The 20038-nt window shown below is 30.7% G+C and carries 16 protein-coding genes; 15 read left to right on the forward strand and 1 reads right to left on the reverse strand.

Annotated elements, in window-relative coordinates; all coding sequences use genetic code 11:
* The first annotated feature begins 473 nt into the window (after positions 1–473).
* From J3477_RS21420 to J3477_RS21445, 6 genes are all read left to right on the forward strand, one after another.
* A complete protein-coding gene (locus J3477_RS21420) occupies positions 474–1139 on the forward strand; it encodes an amino acid ABC transporter permease (protein ID WP_206872257.1) in 666 nt (221 codons plus the stop codon).
* The gene (locus tag J3477_RS21425; RefSeq protein WP_206872258.1) at positions 1120–1797 is read left to right on the forward strand and encodes an amino acid ABC transporter permease; all 678 of its coding nucleotides are present in this window, start codon (positions 1120–1122) and stop codon (positions 1795–1797) included. The genes J3477_RS21420 and J3477_RS21425 overlap by 20 nt, the downstream gene beginning before the upstream one ends.
* Positions 1798–1817: 20 nt before the next feature.
* Positions 1818–2558: an amino acid ABC transporter ATP-binding protein gene (locus J3477_RS21430; protein ID WP_284692021.1), complete on the forward strand. Its 741-nt coding sequence runs from the start codon at positions 1818–1820 to the stop codon at positions 2556–2558.
* Positions 2559–2578: 20 nt separating this feature from the next.
* Positions 2579–3454, forward strand: a complete 876-nt coding sequence (locus J3477_RS21435) for a cysteine ABC transporter substrate-binding protein (protein ID WP_206872259.1) — start codon at positions 2579–2581, stop codon at positions 3452–3454.
* A gap of 202 nt (positions 3455–3656) precedes the next feature.
* The gene (idi, locus tag J3477_RS21440; RefSeq protein ID WP_228731336.1) at positions 3657–4235 is read left to right on the forward strand and encodes an isopentenyl-diphosphate Delta-isomerase; all 579 of its coding nucleotides are present in this window, start codon (positions 3657–3659) and stop codon (positions 4233–4235) included.
* 324 nt (positions 4236–4559) lie between these two features.
* Positions 4560–4760, forward strand: coding sequence for a cold-shock protein (locus J3477_RS21445; protein ID WP_183277166.1), 201 nt, complete (start codon positions 4560–4562; stop codon positions 4758–4760).
* Positions 4761–4856: 96 nt separating this feature from the next.
* On the opposite strand, the gene J3477_RS21450 is transcribed toward J3477_RS21445, so the two are convergent.
* Positions 4857–5732 (reverse strand): PHP domain-containing protein, encoded by an 876-nt coding sequence (locus tag J3477_RS21450; RefSeq protein WP_206872260.1) that lies wholly within the window; start codon positions 5730–5732, stop codon positions 4857–4859.
* Positions 5733–6002: 270 nt separating this feature from the next.
* On the opposite strand from J3477_RS21450, the gene xylA reads away from it, so the two are divergent.
* From xylA to yicI, 9 genes are all read left to right on the forward strand, one after another.
* Complete coding sequence (gene xylA / locus J3477_RS21455; protein ID WP_206872261.1) at positions 6003–7325, forward strand: xylose isomerase; 1323 nt, start codon at positions 6003–6005, stop codon at positions 7323–7325.
* A 402-nt stretch (positions 7326–7727) separates the two neighbouring features.
* A complete protein-coding gene (locus J3477_RS21460; RefSeq protein WP_228731337.1) occupies positions 7728–8921 on the forward strand; it encodes an ROK family transcriptional regulator in 1194 nt (397 codons plus the stop codon).
* An 11-nt stretch (positions 8922–8932) separates the two neighbouring features.
* On the forward strand, positions 8933–9640 hold the full coding sequence (locus J3477_RS21465; RefSeq protein ID WP_206872262.1) for a DUF624 domain-containing protein: 708 nt from the start codon (positions 8933–8935) through the stop codon (positions 9638–9640).
* Between the two features lie 13 nt (positions 9641–9653).
* Positions 9654–11426 (forward strand): sensor histidine kinase, encoded by a 1773-nt coding sequence (locus J3477_RS21470; protein ID WP_206872263.1) that lies wholly within the window; start codon positions 9654–9656, stop codon positions 11424–11426.
* Positions 11427–11494: 68 nt separating this feature from the next.
* On the forward strand, positions 11495–13138 hold the full coding sequence (locus J3477_RS21475; RefSeq protein WP_206872264.1) for a response regulator: 1644 nt from the start codon (positions 11495–11497) through the stop codon (positions 13136–13138).
* Positions 13139–13538: 400 nt separating this feature from the next.
* Entirely contained in the window at positions 13539–14489 is a 951-nt protein-coding gene (locus tag J3477_RS21480) for an ABC transporter permease (protein ID WP_206872265.1), read from the forward strand.
* 32 nt (positions 14490–14521) lie between these two features.
* Entirely contained in the window at positions 14522–15424 is a 903-nt protein-coding gene (locus tag J3477_RS21485; RefSeq protein ID WP_206872266.1) for a carbohydrate ABC transporter permease, read from the forward strand.
* Between the two features lie 129 nt (positions 15425–15553).
* Complete coding sequence (locus J3477_RS21490) at positions 15554–17278, forward strand: extracellular solute-binding protein (RefSeq protein WP_206872267.1); 1725 nt, start codon at positions 15554–15556, stop codon at positions 17276–17278.
* Between the two features lie 393 nt (positions 17279–17671).
* Positions 17672–19990, forward strand: coding sequence for an alpha-xylosidase (gene yicI, locus J3477_RS21495; RefSeq protein ID WP_206872268.1), 2319 nt, complete (start codon positions 17672–17674; stop codon positions 19988–19990).
* The last annotated feature ends 48 nt before the right edge of the window (positions 19991–20038 follow it).

A 20038-nucleotide genomic window follows, 5' to 3' on the forward strand; every position in this document is an offset into this window, starting at 1 on the left:
TATGAATATTATCTTTCATTACATATTATAGACAATATTCTATCATAAATAAATTAATTATTCATTGAATTCAGTGTGAAAGTATTTAAAATGATTACTGATATCTTTTTAAATTGTGAAAATGTGGAATCTACAGATAGACGTAAAAAAATGAATTTAAATATTTCAAAAATAATCATAAATGACAATTAAGCTTCATTTTTTAGATGAATTATGAATGAAATTAAAAATATGAAATCATTACCATAAATGATGAATTGTTAATAAAATATCAATAAAATCACTAATAATTCATAAATAATAGGTAGAATTTAACAATATTATATGTATTGTCTATTGTTGGTGATAAAGTGATTGTTAAATGTTGTTGACATTATAGGAGCCTCGTTCATATAATAGGGTAAAATTACATATTAAACAGATAGGAATAGTAATTATTTTAAATTTTCAGCATTTTTAAAGGTGGTATATCCATGAATATTAATTGGCAATTTATAACAAGTAACTTGCCTCTATACGAAAAAGCAGCATGGCTTACACTTAAGCTAGCTTTTTGGGGTATATTGGCATCTATTATAATAGGACTTATTTGTTCTGTAATACTTTATTATAAGATTAAAGTATTAGATGTGATTGTACGAGCTTATGTAGAACTATCTCGTAATACTCCTTTGCTAATACAGTTATTTTTCTTGTATTACGGATTAACTAAATTAGGAATAACGTTAAGTGAAACTGCATGTGCAATTATCGGGCTTTCCTTCCTGGGTGGAAGTTACATGGCTGAAGCCTTTAGAGGTGGGATAGAAGCTGTTAGTAAAACACAAATCGAATCTGGTCTTAGTATAGGACTTACGAAATCTCAATTGGCTAGATATGTAATACTTCCTCAAGCCTTTTCGGTAAGTGTACCAGCTATTGGAGCTAACTGTATTTTTCTTTTAAAAGAAACATCAATTTTTAGTGCAATAGCAATTGTGGATTTAATGAATGTTACAAAGGATTTGATAGGGCTTTATTATCAGACCTTCGAATCTTTATTTATGTTAGTTGTATCTTATTTAATAATATTATTGCCTCTGTCCCTTCTTTTGACGTGGCTAGAAAGGAAGGTAAGATATGCAGAATTCGGTAATTAGTGCTATTTTTGAAGGAAACAATTTTCTAAGACTTTTAGGCGGACTGCTAGTAACAGCTAGAATAGCATTTATTTCAATAATCATTGGGTCGGTTTTGGGTATAGTCTTTGGTCTACTTAGAACTACCAAATATAAGGTAATAAGATTTATTTTTAGGCTTTATTTAGAAATCTTTAGAATAATACCAACTTTAGTGTGGTTGTTTATACTTCACTTCGGAGTAACGGCAGCTCTAGATGTACAGATTGATGGAGAAGTGGTATCCATAATAGTTTTTAGTTTATGGGGTGCTGCCGAGATGAGTGATATAGTTAGGGGAGCTTTGGAATCTTTGCCTAAACATCAAATAGAGTCAGGAAAAGCATTAGGATTAACTTATATACAGTTGTATAGATATGTACTTATACCACAGGCTGTAAGAAGATTACTTCCTGGAGCTATTAATTTGTCAACAAGAATGGTTAAAACTACATCTTTAGTTGTACTAATTGGTGTAGTAGAAGTAGTAAAAGTTGGACAACAGATAATAGAAACGGCTAGATTTACTGTTCCAACAGCTTCTTTTTGGGTTTATAGTATAGTATTTGTACTATACTTCATAATTTGTTATCCTCTTTCGCTATTATCAAAAAGACTTGAAGCAAAGTGGAATAGTTAGGGGTGATTATCATTAGTAAAATGAATAATGAAGTGTTGCTTGAGATAAAAGGCTTACACAAAGAATATGAAAACAAAAAAGTTTTAAATAATATTGATCTGGAAATCCACAAAGGTGAAGTATTGGTTATTTTAGGTCCGTCTGGATGTGGAAAAAGCACTCTTCTAAGATGTCTAAATGGTCTTGAACCAATTCAAGGTGGAGATATAAAGCTATCTGGTAAATCATTAACAGATAAAAATGTTAACTGGCAAGAAGTTCGTCAGAAGATAGGGATGGTGTTTCAAAACTATGAGTTGTTTCCACATATGACAGTTATAGAAAATATTTTATTAGGACCAACTAAGGTACAAAAAAGAGATAAAAATGAAGTTTTAGAACAAGCAAAACAATTGTTAGATAGAGTTGGCCTCCTTGATAGAATGGATTCATATCCACGTCAGCTTTCAGGTGGTCAAAAGCAAAGAATAGCTATAGTTAGAGCATTATGTATGAATCCAGAAGTAATGCTATTCGATGAAGTGACAGCTTCATTGGATCCAGAAATGGTAAGAGAAGTTCTAGATGTTATGCTGGAACTAGCAAAACAAGGTATGACGATGGCAATAGTAACACATGAGATGAATTTTGCTCATGCGGTTGCAGATAAGATAGTTTTTCTTGATTCAGGCAACATATGTGAAGTTGCTTCGCCAGAAGAATTCTTTAAAAATCCTAAGACAGAACGTGCACAGCACTTTCTAAATATATTTGAATACTAAAATTGGGGGGAAGATTTATAATGAAAAATATAAAAAAGGTTTTAGCAGCAGTTATAGCTAGTACTTTACTAGTAGGTAGTTTTGTTGGATGCAGTAAGACTACTTCAACAGATGATAAATCAAAATCATCAGTAGCTACAAGTTCATTAGAAGATATCAAAAAACGTGGGAAGATCAGAATTGGTGTTTTCAGTGATAAACCACCTTTCGGATATGTAGATTCAAACGGTAAGAACCAAGGTTTTGACGTTGAGATAGCTAAGAGATTTGCAAAAGATCTTTTAGGGGATGAGTCAAAAATAGAATTTGTGTTAGTAGAAGCAGCGGCAAGAGTTTCAGTTTTGGAATCAAATAAGGTTGATATAACAATGGCTAACTTCACAGTAACAGATGAAAGAAAGCAAAAAGTTGATTTTGCTAATCCATATATGAAGGTTTCTCTTGGAATAGTTTCTCCAGATGGGGCTCTAATAACTTCAGTTGATCAATTAAAAGGAAAGAAGCTTATAGTTAACAAGGGAACAACTGCAGAAGCTTACTTCATGAAGAACTATCCAGATATAGAATTATTAAAGTATGATCAAAATACAGAAACTTTTGAAGCACTAAAGGACGGTCGTGGTGCTGCACTAGCTCATGATAATACAGAAGTTCTTGCTTGGGCTAAGAGCAACAAAGGATTCACTGTTGGAGTTCCAACTCTAGGAAGCCAGGATACAATAGCACCAGCTGTAAAGAAGGGTAACAAGGAGCTTTTAGATTGGATTAACACTGAACTTGAAAACATAGGAAAAGAAAACTTTATACACAAAGCATATGAAGATACTTTAAAGCCAGTATACGGTGATTCAGTAAGTCCAGATAACCTTGTAATTGAAGGTGGAAAGTTAAAATAATTTTTAGGCGGTTGATATTTAGTGTATCAGCTGCCTATTTTCATTCATATTTAAATAGCTTGAAAGAGCTATAATTATTATTTATAATTAGTGGATAATAAAGATGTACCACTTCGAACAGAAACCTATTTTTAAAACTATCACGGGTTCTTGTGAGAGAATTTAAAAATATAAACTTTATTACGAAGTGGTACATCCATAAATGTCTGTAAAATATAATGTATTTATAATCAAAATGGAGGTGAGAAACATATTAGAAAATATTGCGGTTGTAAATAGCTATGATGAGATTATAGGATATAAAGAAAAAATGATGGTACATAAGGAAGGTATATTACATAGAGCTTTTTCAGTATTACTTTTTAATTCAAAAAATGAAATGCTGCTACAGAGGCGGAGTTTCTCAAAATATCACTCACCTGGAGAATGGACTAATGCTTGTTGCAGTCATCAAAGAGAGAATGAAACAATTAAAGAAGCTGCGATTAGAAGGGTTTATGAAGAGCTGCGAATTAATGACGCTGTACTTGAAGAAGAATTTATTTTCCATTATAAATGCCAATTTGAAAATGAATTATGGGAAAATGAAATCGATCATGTTTTTATTGGTATTTATGATAAGGATGTTGAATTTTTTAACATAGATGAAGTGCATGAAGTTAGATGGATTCCGGTATCAGAACTACTAAAATTGATTGAAGAAAAACCTGAAGAGTTTACTTACTGGTTTAAGGTTCTAATAAAGAAAGCAAAAGAATTGAAGAAATTGTGCAATAATTAATAATTAAATTAATTATTAATGTATAAATCTTCTACATATTGAGGCATAATAATCAATGTAAGGTAGCGTCTTCTTATAAGTTTTATTCTTTGTAGTTTTAAAATATTTAAGTTACGAAACTATAACTTTAGAAGATTTATACACAAATAACCCAAATGAACTCTTCTGAAAGCTAATTAGAAATCAAGGTAACCTAGTACATAGTAAGAAAATAATGGATTAAAATGCAAATTATCATCCATAAGGAGTGACTGGTTACATCGGAATTTTATTAGTGAAATGTTCCAGAGAGTTTAAAAAATAAAATTTCGGAGGTTCAAAATTATGAATGGTACAGTTAAATGGTTTAATCCAGAAAAAGGATTTGGATTCATCACAGGAGATGATGGAAAAGATGTATTTGCGCACTTTTCACAAATAAATGCTGAAGGCTATAAATCTCTTGAAGAAGGCCAAAAAGTATCTTTTGATGTTGCTCAAGGCCCAAAAGGTCCACAAGCAGAAAACATTACCCTAGCTAAATAGACAGCGGAAAGCCCCTTAAAGTGCGTACTTTAAGGGGCTTTTAATAATATTCATTAAAGAATGATAGTTTATAATTTCTAAGTTTTTATGATTTAGCTATTTAATCCAAAATGATTGAGTCCATGCCATACAACCGTCTTCTCTATTCATTTCAATTCTTACGTACTTCTCGTTTCCTAATACTGTATATTCAGCTTCATGACCAAAACTTTCTTTTAAAACCTCGCCTTTATAACCAATAAATTTGAAGGATACAGGAATGTTGTGATGTTTAATTTCCAAATATATTCTATTATCAATAACTTCAATTTTATTTAATAGGATACCAGTAGAACTATAGAAACTGCCTTTTTTAAGGGAGTCAAGTATAGATGTAGCATTTTTTTCTTCACACAATGCCATATTAAAAGCACAACCACAACGTTGGAATACGTGCATATCATCGTTAGCGAATCCAAACACTTTTTTTCCATTTGATAAAAGATTGTCCCATAGATCAGTAGCTAAAGCTCTGCCTTTGTTGTCGAATTTAACATTATTATTATAAATTTCTAACCCAGTATATCCATTTAACTGTAGCAATTTTTCTATTGGCCAGTAATTATCCTCATAAACATGAGGATGGCATATTATATTTAATCCACCTTCATCATTTACTTTATTAAAAAGTTGTTGATGATTATCATAATTACGCTCATCGTCACAATAGCTTTTAATATTTATGCCAAGAGTTTGGTAATCTCTATATTTATATTCAGCTCCAGGGAAAATAACTATATCTTCGTAACTTTCATTAAGTTCTGTGAGCATACAGTGATCTGTTATGGCTAAGAAATCATATTTCATTTTATAAGATTTGTACATATCTATAACTGTTTCTAAAGAGTAGTGCCCACATTTACTATTTTCAGTATGAGTATGTAAGTTTCCCTTAAGCCACATCCCAGTAGACAGGTAAGGATTAGTTATCATAAGTTTACCTCCAGATGATTTTAAATACACAATTCAAGTTTACAATCTTAGAACTTAACGTGCTGTATTTATTAATAAGTTGCTAGTTTGTAAAATAGTATAATTTTATTATATAACAGTTAAAAAAAATAGTAAAATTTATAGCGAAAAACAGAAAAAACTTATTAAATCTACTTTATAAAATCACTTGAAAAAGTTTTTTTGCAATGATATACTTTAGTAAAAGGTTGGAAATTTATAGTTAATAAAATGGAATGAGAGGTTAGAAGAATGAGAGAATATTTTACAAACATATCTAAGATAGCATTTGAAGGTCCAAAGTCAACAAACCCATATTCATTTAAATACTACAATCCTGAGGAAGTAGTAGGAAATAAAAAGATGAAGGAGCATCTAAGATTTGCAGTATCCTATTGGCATACATTAACTGCAAATGGATCGGATCCTTTTGGTGTTGGAACTATGCTTCGTCCTTGGGACGATGTAAACGATTCGATGGAAATTGCTAAAGCAAGAATGGAAGCTGCATTTGAATTAATGGATAAGCTAAACATTGAATATTTTTGTTTTCATGATAGGGATATCGCGCCAGAAGGAAATAGTTTAGCTGAGACTAATGAAAATTTAGATAAGCTAGTGGCTTATTGTAAAGAATTAATGAAAAAATATAATAAAAAATTATTGTGGGGAACTGCTAATTGTTTCTCTAATCCAAGATATGTACATGGGGCAGGTACTTCATGTAATGCTGATGTTTTTGCATATACAGCTGCTCAAATTAAAAAAGCTATTGAAGTAACAAAAGAATTAGGTGGAGAAAATTACGTTTTTTGGGGTGGAAGAGAAGGTTATGAAACTCTTTTAAACACTAATATGGAATTAGAACTTGATAATTTTGCTAGACTTCTTCAAATGGCTGTAGATTATGCTAAAGAAATAGGATTTACTGGTCAATTTTTAATTGAACCAAAACCAATGGAGCCAACAAAACATCAATATGATTTTGATACAGCTACAGTACTAGCTTTCTTAAGAAAATATAAATTGGACAAACATTTCAAGATAAATATTGAAGCAAACCATGCAACTTTAGCAGGTCATACTTTCCAGCATGAACTACATGTAGCAAGAATAAATGATGTTCTTGGAAGTGTAGATGCAAATCAAGGAGATCCTAATTTAGGATGGGATACAGATCAATTTCCAACTAATGTCTATGACACAACTCTTGCAATGTATGAAATACTTAAGAATAATGGTATTGCACCTGGCGGTTTGAATTTTGATGCCAAGGTAAGAAGAGCATCGTTCGAACCAGAAGATTTATTTTTAGCTTATATAGCTGGAATGGATACCTTTGCTAAAGGTTTAAGAGTTGCTCATAAACTATTATCTGATGGAGTTCTAGAAAACAATATGAAAGAGAAATATTCAAGCTTTGACGATGGAATAGGAAAAGAAATAGTTGAAGGTAATGTTGGTTTCAAGGAGCTAGAAAAATATGCTTTAGAAAATAATAGAATTTCTAATAAATCTGGAAGACAAGAGATGCTAGAGGCTATTGTTAATCAATATATATTTGAAGATAAATAGGTTTTATTTAATATAATTAAGAATTATATTTAGGTTAACTATTGCATTAAACCAAATTAATCAAAAAGATGTACCAATACGTATTCGATTTTATATTTTTAAATTTTATCACTATTATGGTGATAGTTGAAAAAAAGATTGAAGATCGAAGTGGTACATCTTTAATGATATTTTCCTCTAAGTAGGATATGTTGATATGCAGAAACATGTAATAGTTATTATATTGTACATTAAGGCCTATCTTTGTAAGTATAAGTGAATTATTAGTTATCGTGGTAGTTGAAGTGAAAACGTTATATTTGGTATAATTAAGAAAATTATTAAGATAACGTAAAATTTGAGCTTATAGGTGTAAGTAATAGAAAAAATGTTATATTAAGTGTACAAAGGAATGATAGAACAATGATGAAATTTAAAAATGTAGATAAAGATACAATAAGGAGTTCAAATATAAAGCTTATTTTGAATTTATTATTTGATAAAAGAGAACTTACAAAGCAGGAAATATCTAAAGAAACAGGACTTAGTATACCAACGGTAATCAACATTACAAATGAACTGATTGAAGATGGATTAGTTGAGGAATGTGGAGTTGCTGAATCAAGTGGAGGAAGAAAACCAATAATAGTAAGATTCATACCAAATTCTAGATATTCTTTTGGAGTAGAGATAAATTCTAAATACATAAAAATAATTTTAATTAATCTAGATGCAGTTATTTTGGAAGATGAAAGTATAATGTTTAATGATTCATTTAAATTGAACGAAAATAACATAAAAGATATTTTTGATGAAATTTGCAAGATAATTAAAGTTATAATTTTAAAGAGAAATATAAAAGAAGTAAATGTGCTTGGAATAGGATTTTCACTTCCAGGTACAGTTAATGAAGAAAAGCTTTTGCTAGAGCTTGCTCCAAATCTTTTTGTTAAGAATATGGATTTTCATTACATAGAAGAAAAACTTAATATGAAGGTATATGTAGAAAATGAAGCTAATTCTGCTGCAGTGGCCGAGCTAAGACTAGGAATAGCAAAAGATATGAGAAATTTAGTCTACATATCAGTCAGAGAAGGTGTGGGCACAGGAATTGTTGTAAGTGGATATCTATATAAAGGAAAGAACAAAAGAGCAGGTGAATTTGGGCATATGACTGTAGAAAAAAATGGTATCCCTTGTACTTGTGGAAAAAAGGGATGCTGGGAAGTTTATACTTCATCAGAAGTGATTTTGAAAAAATATAACATAGAAGAAAAAAATCCTATCAAGTCTTTTAATCAATTTTTTGATTTGATTGATGAAAAAGATTTAAAGGCTTTTGCTATTTGGGAAGAATATTTAGATTATTTATCTGTTGGAATTCAAAATATAATTCTAATAATGGATCCACACTATATTGTAATAGGAGGAGACATAAGTAATTATGAAAAGTATCTTATACCTCCATTAAAAAGTAGAATTTTTAAAGATATCAATTTCTTTAGTGAGGAGGATTTAAAGCTACTTACTTCAAAATTTAAGGAAAACTCATCCATAATAGGAGCATCAATTTTACCAATTGAAAAACTATTTTTTATAAATGAAAGAATATTATAGCGGAGGCAATTATGAAAGTAAAAAAGGAATTTGGAGAAGGACCAATATTTACAGCAACAAATTATATATGGTGGTTTTTAGTTGGGAATTTTTATTTTTGGCTTTTGAATGTGCCAATGTTGTTAGTTGTTCTAGGAATAATATCTACAGTAGGCAGTGACAATACAGTACTATTTATTATAACACTTTTACCAATGGCTCCGGCATTAACAGCACTTTTAAGCTCAATGGGAAAGGTTATTAGAGAAAAAGACATAGACATGACTAAAGAATTTTTTAAAGCATACAAAACAAATTTTGTTGAGTCAGTATTCTTTGCATTCTTTGAAGTAGTTACTCTAGGAGTGTTATATTTTGATAGAGTATACTTTGCAGCTACATCATCAACTGCAATTCTTCAGATGGCTATATTAGTGATGGCTATTATTTTCTTAGCAATTATAAATTTTTATATTTTACCTATAGTTTCTAGGTTTTATTTGAAAAAGATGCAAATAGTGAAGTTGGCTATACTTTACTTTTTTAGAAGGATACATATAGCAGCTGCTGCATTAGCAATTTTATATTTATTATGGACAATCTCACTTAAAGGAGGGTCTATTATTTTACTTTTCTCAGCTAGCATTTTATGTTATATAGTAATGCTATTTCATACTAATACCCTAACTGAGATAGAGGCAAGGTTACAACCAGAAGATGGAAATGGGTTAGATTTATAGAAGGTGTATAAGTGTGAAAAAGATTAAAGATTTTTTTAATAATTTAAGTGTGAGATTCAAATTTGCTTTAGTATATTTTTTTATATTGCTTATCCAGATAGTAATTTTTGGTCTCTATATGTATGAGCAAACATCAAACTCAACAGTTAAGCAGGGACAGTTGGTCATGGAGCAAAATCTTCTGCAAACCAAAGAGAGTATTTTACAAAAAAGAAATTCCATAGAAAGTGCTGCAGATATATTAGTTTTAGATAAAAGAATACAAGATTTTTTAGATTACAAATACGATAATTCTGTATATCAGATACAAGATTATCAGTTTAACATATCACCTATAGTTGAAAATATATTGAAGCAAAACAGATATATCAATTCCATTAAAATATATATGTCAGATAATATAGTAACTGAAATGTCAGACAGTTATTATAGTGTAAATAAAGATACCGATTCGAGCAAGTTTTTGGCACTGAATCAAAAAAAGCCTTTGGATAATGGTTGGACAAGTACCCACGAAGCAAAGACACGTGCTCTTAAGGATAGTACTGGTACTGGTGAACAAGTATTAACCTACTCTAAAAAAATAATTTCAAGTAATACCTTTAGGGAAACCGGTACTCTTGAAATTGAAGTAAAAGAGACTGTTCTTTTTGATATGCTTAGGGACCCTATTGTAACAAAGCTTGGTAAGATATTTGTTGCAGATGATGATAGTGTTATTGTATCTAACAATATTCAAAATTTGTTCAAGCAAGACGTTATTAAGAGTAATTTTGTTGATTTTACACCTAAAGAAAAGATTAGTAAGGTTGGTGAAGTATTCAATAAGAAATATATTTTTATTTCAATCCCGATAACTGAGATTAATTGTAACATAATTGGAATATTTCCAGCTGATAATTTCAATAAAGAAATTAAAAGTTCCTTTAGAAATATTGAACTTGTTTTATTACTTTCATCAATATTTTTGGGTATAGTTATATTTTTTACTACAACAGCGTTATTATCAAGGATTAAAGACATGGTTAAGGCAATGAAGCAAGTAAGAGATGGAAATCTTAATGTTTCTGTGAACGTAGATTCTACAGATGAATTTGGCGAACTTGGAACTACGTTTAATCATATGACCTCAAGAATACATGAATTAGTGGAGACTGTTTACAAGATAGAGCTTATGGAAAAAGAGGCTGAACTTAAAGCGTTAGAAGCTCAAATAAATCCTCACTTTTTGTACAATACACTTGCTACAATAACGTGGGCAGCCAGAAAGGTAAAATCATCTCAAATAGAAACTATTTCAAATTCTTTAGCTAAATTCTATAGATTGGTTTTAAGTAAGGGTAATAGGGAAATTACCGTTGCGGAAGAAGTAGAAATGGTGAAGGCTTATCTTCATATACAAAAAATAAGATTTGAAGATAAGTTTGATGTAGTATATAAAATTGATGAAGCTTCGTATTCTAAGAAAATCATAAAAAACATCTTACAGCCTATAGTAGAAAATGCATTAAGCCATGGGATTGAACCTAAAAGTTCTCATGGAACCATTGTAATAAAAATTAGTTCCTTTGAAAATTTTTTAAGCATAAAGATAATAGATGATGGTGTAGGAATGGCTCAAGACAAATTGATAAAGGTGTTAAATGGTGATGTAGAAAGCGCTAAAGGTAGTGGATATGCAGTGAAAAATATAATTCAAAGATTGGAAGCTTATTCAGGTAGAAAAGATATTTTTTCTATTTATAGTAGAGAAGGAATTGGAACTGAAGTGGTGATTTTGATTTAGGTATTTTGCTTTCTAGCATATTTTTTAATTCATAATATAAGTAGAAATCACTTAAGGAGGAGGATCTTATGTTAAGAATGTTAATCGTTGAGGATGAAAGACTAGAAAGGGAAGGTCTTCTTGAATTTTTGGATTGGAGTAGTTTTGGAATAGAGGTAGTAGAGACAGCATGTGATGGTATAGAGGGTATAGAATTAGCTAGAAAGATGCGTCCAGATTTAATTATCACAGATATAAAGATGTCAGGCATGGCAGGCTTAGAGATGTCAAAAAAGATCAAAGAATTTCTTCCTGAAGTAAAAATAATAATTTTATCAGGATATAATGATTTTAAATTCGCTAAGGAGGCTATAAGATTTCAAGCTTATGCATATTTATTAAAGCCTGTAGAAGAAAAAGAGATGATTGAGGTAATAAAAGGTGCCACAAATGAATGCATAAAGGCTTACGAAATGGCATTAGAGGAAAGTAAAAATAAGCTTCAGATAGAAGAAAGTTATAGTGTAGCTAGGACACAATTTATAGCAGATCTTTTCGAGGGAAGAGTAAAGAAAGATGAACTCTATGAATACTTAAAGTATTTTCATATAAACCTTATAAAAGAAGATAATATATTAGTGATGATTATAAGGCAATCCAAGTTGAATGACTCAGTAATTATATATGAACAAGATTTATTTAATATAATCAATAATAATATTGATGAATTTAAGAATAAAAGTTATTTTAACGTTGAAAAATCCTTTTTATATAAGGACAGTATTAGAAATCAACTAGTAGCATGTATTTCACTAAACTCTGAAGAGGATTTTGACACTTTGCTACATTATATATCAAACAAGTATCTTGCAAGAATAAAAAGAGAAAATAATGTAGAGCTTCAGATTGGAATTGGTAAGAAGGTTGAGACAATTGATGATATACATTTATCCTATAACTCGGCCTTAGAAGCAATTGAATTTGGTGAATTTTGGTTAATACAAGGCTTGACTTACTATGAAGGTGTAGAAGCCAATTCAAAAAAGTTTGAGGACAGGTTATGCGAATTTGTTGTTAAGGGAAATTACTTTTCAAAAAACTTGGTCAGTGCACTAAGTTCTTCTGAGGAAGATAAAGTCTATCAGCTTATTACTGACATGTTTGATTATATAAATAATACTAAATGTACCGATAGAGATATACTTAATAATTATCTTTATAATATAATAAATGAGGTCTCTCTTTTTGTTTATAATATAAATAAAAGAACTGAAGAATTTATGCAAGACTATAATGATAGTATTAAAGCTTTTATGACCTTAAGTAATATAAATGCTATAAAAGAATATTTCTACACGTTTTTTGGAAGCGTACTTGCATTCCTAAATGAAAAAAGAGGGAGCAAGGATGAAAGTATTGTGAAAAAGGTTATAAAGCTGATTGATAAAAAATACATGGAGTGTATTAGTCTTAAAACAATTGCGTCAGAAGTTTATCTATCTCCTAACTATTTAGGAAATATATTTAAGAAGGTTACTGGAAAAACCTTTAATGTTTATCTATGCGAATATAGAATGGGAAAAGCTAAAGAACTTTTAAGTAAGGCTAATAAAAAGGTATCTATTGTTGCTCAAGAAGTTGGAATTCCAAATACATCATATTTTTGCATGGTGTTTAAAAATACATTTGGTATAGCTCCAGGCGAGTTCCATGAAATGGTCATAAGAGGATAATATAAGATTTAAAAAAGGTATCAGGGATTTTAAACATCCTGATACCTTTTTAATGTCTATTGAAGTATAAAATTTTAAAGCTAGTTAATTTAGACCTTTCAATACTTTTAGTAGTTATTACTGTCTATAATTAAATAACTTTATAAAGAGTGTTGATTATCAAAAGGAGTGTTGTTTTTTTATATTTACAGTATATGCCATAAGTTTTAAGATATAAATATAGCAAATAACTGAAACATAAAATTCTAATTAATGTAAATGTAATCCTTTTCTAGAACAGCTTTTAATATAATTATCAGCCCTAGATATAAAAAAAGTTTTAGTAAACGTTTTAAAGTAACAGTAGTTTAAGCAGAAACATTAGCAAACATATATTACTAATTTAAGGGGATAAGAAAAGATGATAACGGTTAAAAAAGCTCGCAAAACATCAAATCAAAAGAAATTTTCAATTCCAAATAAGTATAAACTGTTTCTTATGGCATTGCCATTCTTAATCTTAACATTTTTGTTTTCATATTTACCGCTTCATGGCTGGTTGTATTCTTTTTATGATTATAGGCCTGGAATACCATTAAGTAAGTCAGAGTTTGTTGGGCTTAGATGGTTTAAATCAATTTTTGCAAATCCAGTACAGACTAAAGAAGTTTTAAGAGTTATGAAAAATACAATTACAATAAGCAGTATTAACATTTTAACTTCGGTATTTCCTGTTATTTTTGCAATATTGCTTACAGAGATAAGGAAGGAAAGATTCAAAAAAACTGTACAAGTTTTAACTACAATACCAAACTTTATAAGTTGGGTTTTAGTTTATTCAGTAGCATTCACATTATTTTCAGTGGATAACGGGCTAATAAACCATTTACTTATGAATCTTCATATTATCAAAACACCTATAAATTTCTTAGCTTCTGATAATCATACATGGCTAAATATGACACTTTGGAGTATTTGGAAGGGACTTGGATGGGGAGCTATCATGTACTTAGCAGCAATAACTGGTATAGATCAAGAATTATATGATGCTGCGAAGGTTGATGGCTGCGGAAGATTTAAACTGATATGGCATATAACAGTTCCTGGAATTATGCCAACATATTTTGTTCTACTGTTATTGTCCATAGCAAATTTCATAAATAATGGTATGGATCAATACTTTGTATTCCAAAATGCAATAAATAAAGAACATATAGAAGTGTTAGATCTGTACGTTTACAATATTGGGATGGTTGGCGCAAACTTCTCATTCTCAACTGCCATAAGTATGTTAAAGTCTATAATAAGCGTGTTCTTATTATTCGTAGCAAATAATATGTCTAAATTATTTAGAGGAGAAACAATAATTTAATAGCAATATAAGATAAGGAGCGTGCTAACACAATGAAGAAGCATTCAAATAATCTATCTGATACAATAGTTAATATATTGATTTATACATTTTTTATAGCATTTACGTTAATATGTATATTTCCATTCTATTATTTATTTATAAATACAATAAGTAATAACGATTTAAGCAGTAAAGGGCTTATAAATTTTATCCCTAAAGGAATACATTTTACAAATTATTTAGAAGTTTTAAAGATTAGAGGACTTGGGCAAGCTGCTTTTGTTACTCTAAGTAGAACTGTAATTGGAACAGCACTAACCGTATTTGCATCAGCATTTTTAGGATTCCTATTTACTAAGAAGGAAATGTGGGGAAGAAAGTTTTGGTATAGGTTTGTAATAATTACAATGTATTTTAATGCTGGAATTATGCCTTGGTATATAACAATGATGAATTTAAAGCTTACAAATAACTTTTTAGCGTACATTCTGCCAAGCATTATATCACCATTCAATATTATACTTGTAAAGACTTTTATTGAAGGAATACCAGAATCTCTTCAGGAGGCAGCAGAAATAGATGGCGCAGGACTTTATACTATTTTTTTAAAGATAGTAATGCCACTAATAAAACCAATACTTGCTACGATAACAATATTTTCAGCAGTAGCACAATGGAATTCCTTTACAGATACACTTTTTCTTGTAACTGATTCAAAACTATTTACTTTGCAATTCGTTCTTTATAAGTATTTAAATGAGGCTTCTTCACTAGCAGCACTTATAAAGAATAGTCAAAGTGGAATAGCAGCCGCAAATATAGCTAATATGCAAACTGCCACGTCTGTAAGAATGACGGTTTCAATGATTGTTGTTATTCCAATATTATTTGTATATCCATATTTCCAAAGACATTTTGTAAAAGGTGTAATGATTGGAGCTGTAAAGGGTTAATATTAAGTTTTTATTATTCTAATTGCTGCTTTTAAGCATTTATGATTATAGAAACTTAAAAAATATCATTGATATGAGCAGCAATATGGATATTAAAATAAATAGAAACAAATTTAAGGGGGATTAGTAATGAAGAGAGGTTTAAGCAAAACTATCGGAAAAGCAGTAGCATTAGCTACCGCAATCACTACTATGTCAATTGGTATGGTGGGATGTTCAAGTGATACTAAAAAAGATGCAAGTAACAGTGATCTAGAAAAAATTGATGTTTTCTCTATGAGTGCAAACTTTGCTGGTGAGCAAAGTGGATGGTTTGGCAAGGTTGTAAAAGATAAGTTTGGTTTAGATATGAATATTATTTCTTCAAACCTTCAAGGTGGAGACAGTAAATTTGCCACAATGATGGCTTCAGGTAACTTAGGAGACATAGTAGTATTCGGTGCTGATGATCAAAAATATAGAGATGCTATAAAGGCAGGACTTTTATTAGATTGGACTAAGGATGGTCTTATAGATAAGTATGGAACCCATATAAAGGAATTCCAAAAGGCTATTGAAAAAAATAAGACAAATTTTGGTGATGGAAAAGCTGTGTATGGCCTTGGAAGCTCAGTTTCTACAATGCCAGCTACAACTCCTTCAGAAGGAACTGAATTGGCTTATGGACCTCATCTACGTTGGGACTTGTATGAAAAATTAGGTAAGCCAACAATAAACACTATGGAAGATTACCTACCAGTACTTAAAAAGATGCAAGAAGCAACTCCAAAGAGTGATTCAGGAAAACCAACCTATGCATTCTCAATGTGGAGTGATTGGGATGGAAATATGATGATGATAGCAAAGCAGTTCGCTTGTATGCAAGGCTATGATGAACTAGGATTTTTACTAGTTCATGGTAACGAAGAAAAGTATCAAGACATATTAGATCCAAACGGTTACTATTTAAGATCTTTAAAGCTTTATTATAATGCTAATAAGATGGGCTTAGTAGATCCAGATTCAATTTCCCAAAAGTATGATGATGCTGCTAACAAAATGAAGGATGGTCAAGTATTATTCTCATGGTTCCCATTCTACAGCACTGGATATAATACTCAAGAAAGAGTAAATAAAGGGCAAGGTTTTAAGCTTGTACCATTTACAGACGAAAAGGATTATTCAAATGGTTTTGCTAACTATGGTAATAGTCAAGTAATAGCGATAGGCTCTAAAGCTAAAAATCCAGAAAAGATAATGAAGTTTATAGATTGGTTATACTCACCAGAAGGTATTATGACAAGTACTAATGGACCTAAAGGCTTAACTTGGGACCTAAAGGATGGCAAACCAGTATTAACTGACTTTGGTAAGAAAGTTGTTCCTTCTACAGGATCAGATGTTATTTCTGATCAATACGGTGGTGGAGCATATAAAGATGGTGTAAATGCTCTTAACTTCGTAACAGTAAATGCAAACTCTATAAATCCTGAAACTAAGGAACCTTATAACTGGCAATTATGGTCTTCAACAACTAACGATAATGTATCAACTCTTGATAAAAACTGGAGAGCAGCTATGAATGCTAACAACGATAAAGATTACTTTGTTAAAAATAATAAAATCGTTGTAAATCCAGTAACTAATATTAGTAGTGATGCTTTAGATAGTGCAACACAACAAAAAATGGGACAAATAGCTACAGTAATTAAACAAGATTCCTGGAAGATGGTATTTGCTAAGAGTGATGCAGAATTTGCTTCACTACAAAAAGACATGATAGATAAGTCTAAGGGCTTAGGCTACGACGATGTAGTTAAGTTCTATGTAACGCAAGCTGAAAAGAGATTTGCTGCTAGAAAGAACGTAAAATAGTTTAATATGATGAAGGAGAGTCTGATATAAGTTAAGTTTTTATATCAGACTTCTTTTTATTAAAGATGAAACACTTCAATTGAAAATATATAATTTATAATTTATCTAAATCCAGTGATTTCAATTATTAAGTTGATTTTCGAGATAATAGTTGATTTTTATTATATACATCATAAAGCATAGTAATTTATAATAATGCTAGGAAAACATTTACATTATATTAGAAACTATTTTCAAGTTAAAAAATATTTTTACGTATAGGTATATCAATTTCAAATAAAGTCTATTTATCAAACAAAATACAATTATTAGTTTAAATAGTTGTTTGTATGGTTTTAGATGATGGAAATAGTATATCTATTACGCAAAACTGAATTAGTGAGGTGTAATTATATGAAATTTAGTAATGGTTGCTGGCTTAATAGAGAAGGTGTAACAACCTACAGTCCAGCTGAGGCTTATGATATTAAAGTGAAGGATGATTCAGTAATTGTATATGCACCATGCAATAAGATTAATCATAGAGGTGATACTTTAGGTGGACCTGGTATTACTGTAAAATTATCTTCACCAATGGAAGATGTAATAAGGGTGCAATTATATCATTATATGGGTGTTAACAAGAAAGCTCCTGAGTTTGACATACAAAATCAAGGAAATATAGTGAAAATCAGTGAAAATGATCAAGAAGTAAAACTTAAATCTGGAGACTTAAGTGTAAGTGTAGATAAGACTTCTGGATGGCAAATGAGCTTTTTTAATCAAGATAAGAAGTTAACAGGTACAGGCTTTAGAGATATGGCTTATATTAAAACTAACGATGATGGAGTATTCATGAGAGAGCAGCTCAGCCTTTCAGTAGGAGAGCTTGTATATGGATTAGGAGAAAGATTCACACCATTTGTAAAAAATGGACAGGTGGTAGATATCTGGAACGAGGATGGTGGAACTAGCACAGAACAGTCATATAAAAACATACCTTTTTATATGACTAATAAAGGCTATGGAGTGTTGGTAAATCATCCTGAGAATGTATCCTTTGAGGTTGGTTCAGAGAAGGTAACAAGGGTTCAATTTAGCGTTGAAGGTGAATACTTAGAGTATTTTATAATAAATGGATTGTCAATGAAAAAGGTTCTTGAAAATTATACTACTCTTACAGGAAAACCAGCACTGCCACCAGCTTGGTCTTTTGGATTATGGCTTACAACTTCTTTTACAACAAACTATGACGAAGCTACTGTAACAAGTTTTGTTGATGGAATGAAAGAACGAGATATTCCTCTTCATGTATTCCATTTTGATTGTTTCTGGATGAAAGAATTTAATTGGTGTGATTTTAAATGGGATACTAGAGTTTTTCCAGACCCAGTAAATATGCTTAAACGATTAAAAGATAAAGGTTTAAAAATATGTGTATGGATTAACCCATATATAGCACAGGCTTCAGAGCTTTTTGAAGAGGCAATGGAAATGGGATATTTAATAAAAAGAGCAAATGGAGATGTATGGCAGTGGGATATGTGGCAACCTGCTATGGGAATAGTTGATTTCACAAACCCAAAGGCATGTGAGTGGTTCCAAAGTAAACTTCAAGTTCTTATAGATATGGGAGTAGATAGCTTTAAGACTGATTTTGGAGAAAGAATTCCTACGGATGTAGTTTACTATGACGGTTCTGATCCTAAAAAGATGCATAACTATTATACTTATTTATATAATAAGGTAGTTTTTGAACTGTTAGAAAAGAATTTTGGTAAAGATAAGGCAACTTTGTTTGCAAGATCAGCTACTGTAGGAGGGCAAAAGTTCCCTGTTCATTGGGGTGGAGATTGTTCTTCTGACTACGAATCTATGGCTGAAAGCTTAAGAGGTGGTTTATCACTTACTTTATCAGGTTTTGGTTTTTGGAGTCATGATATTGGAGGCTTTGAAAGCACTTCAACAGCCGATGTGTATAAGAGATGGGCGGCGTTCGGTCTTCTTTCTACTCACAGCCGTTTACATGGAAGTCATTCCTATAGAGTACCTTGGGCTTATGATGAGGAATCCTGTGATGTGGTTAGACTTTTCAGCAAACTAAAATGTAGCTTAATGCCATATATATTCACTCAAGCAAACAATACTTCACATACTGGTGTTCCTATGATGAGAGCAATGGTACTTGAGTATCAAGATGATCCAGCAACTCATTATTTAGATAGACAATACATGCTTGGAGATTCACTTTTAGTTGCTCCAGTGTTTAGTGAAGATGGAACAGTTTCTTACTATCTTCCTAAAGGAACTTGGACTAACTTCATAACAAACGAAGTTGTCGAAGGCGGAGTGTGGAGAAGTGAAAAACATGATTATTTAAGTATACCTTTAATGGCTAAAGAAAATAGCTTGATTCCAGTAGGAAGTAATACAAGCAAGCCTGATTATGATTATGCTGATGATGTTACATTGCACTTATTTAACCTTAAAGATGGAAAAACAGCAACTAATAATCTGCTTAACTTAGAAAGTCAACCAGTATTCTCAGTAATAGCTAAACGAGAAAATGATATTATTACTATCGAAATAGAAGGAGAACATAAGACTTTCAGTATCCTTCTTAGAGGAATAAACGAGATTAGTGAAGCTGAAGATGCTTTAATATATAGTAGCAATTTAGGTGTACGAGTTTTAATAAATAAAGATATAAACAAACTTACAATAAGATTATAGTTTATGAAAAACGAATGTATCTAATTTTAGGTGCATCTAATATAAAGT

It is taken from the genome of Clostridium zeae (genome assembly GCF_017312485.1).
Classification (GTDB): Bacteria; Bacillota; Clostridia; order Clostridiales; family Clostridiaceae; genus Clostridium_AR; species Clostridium_AR zeae.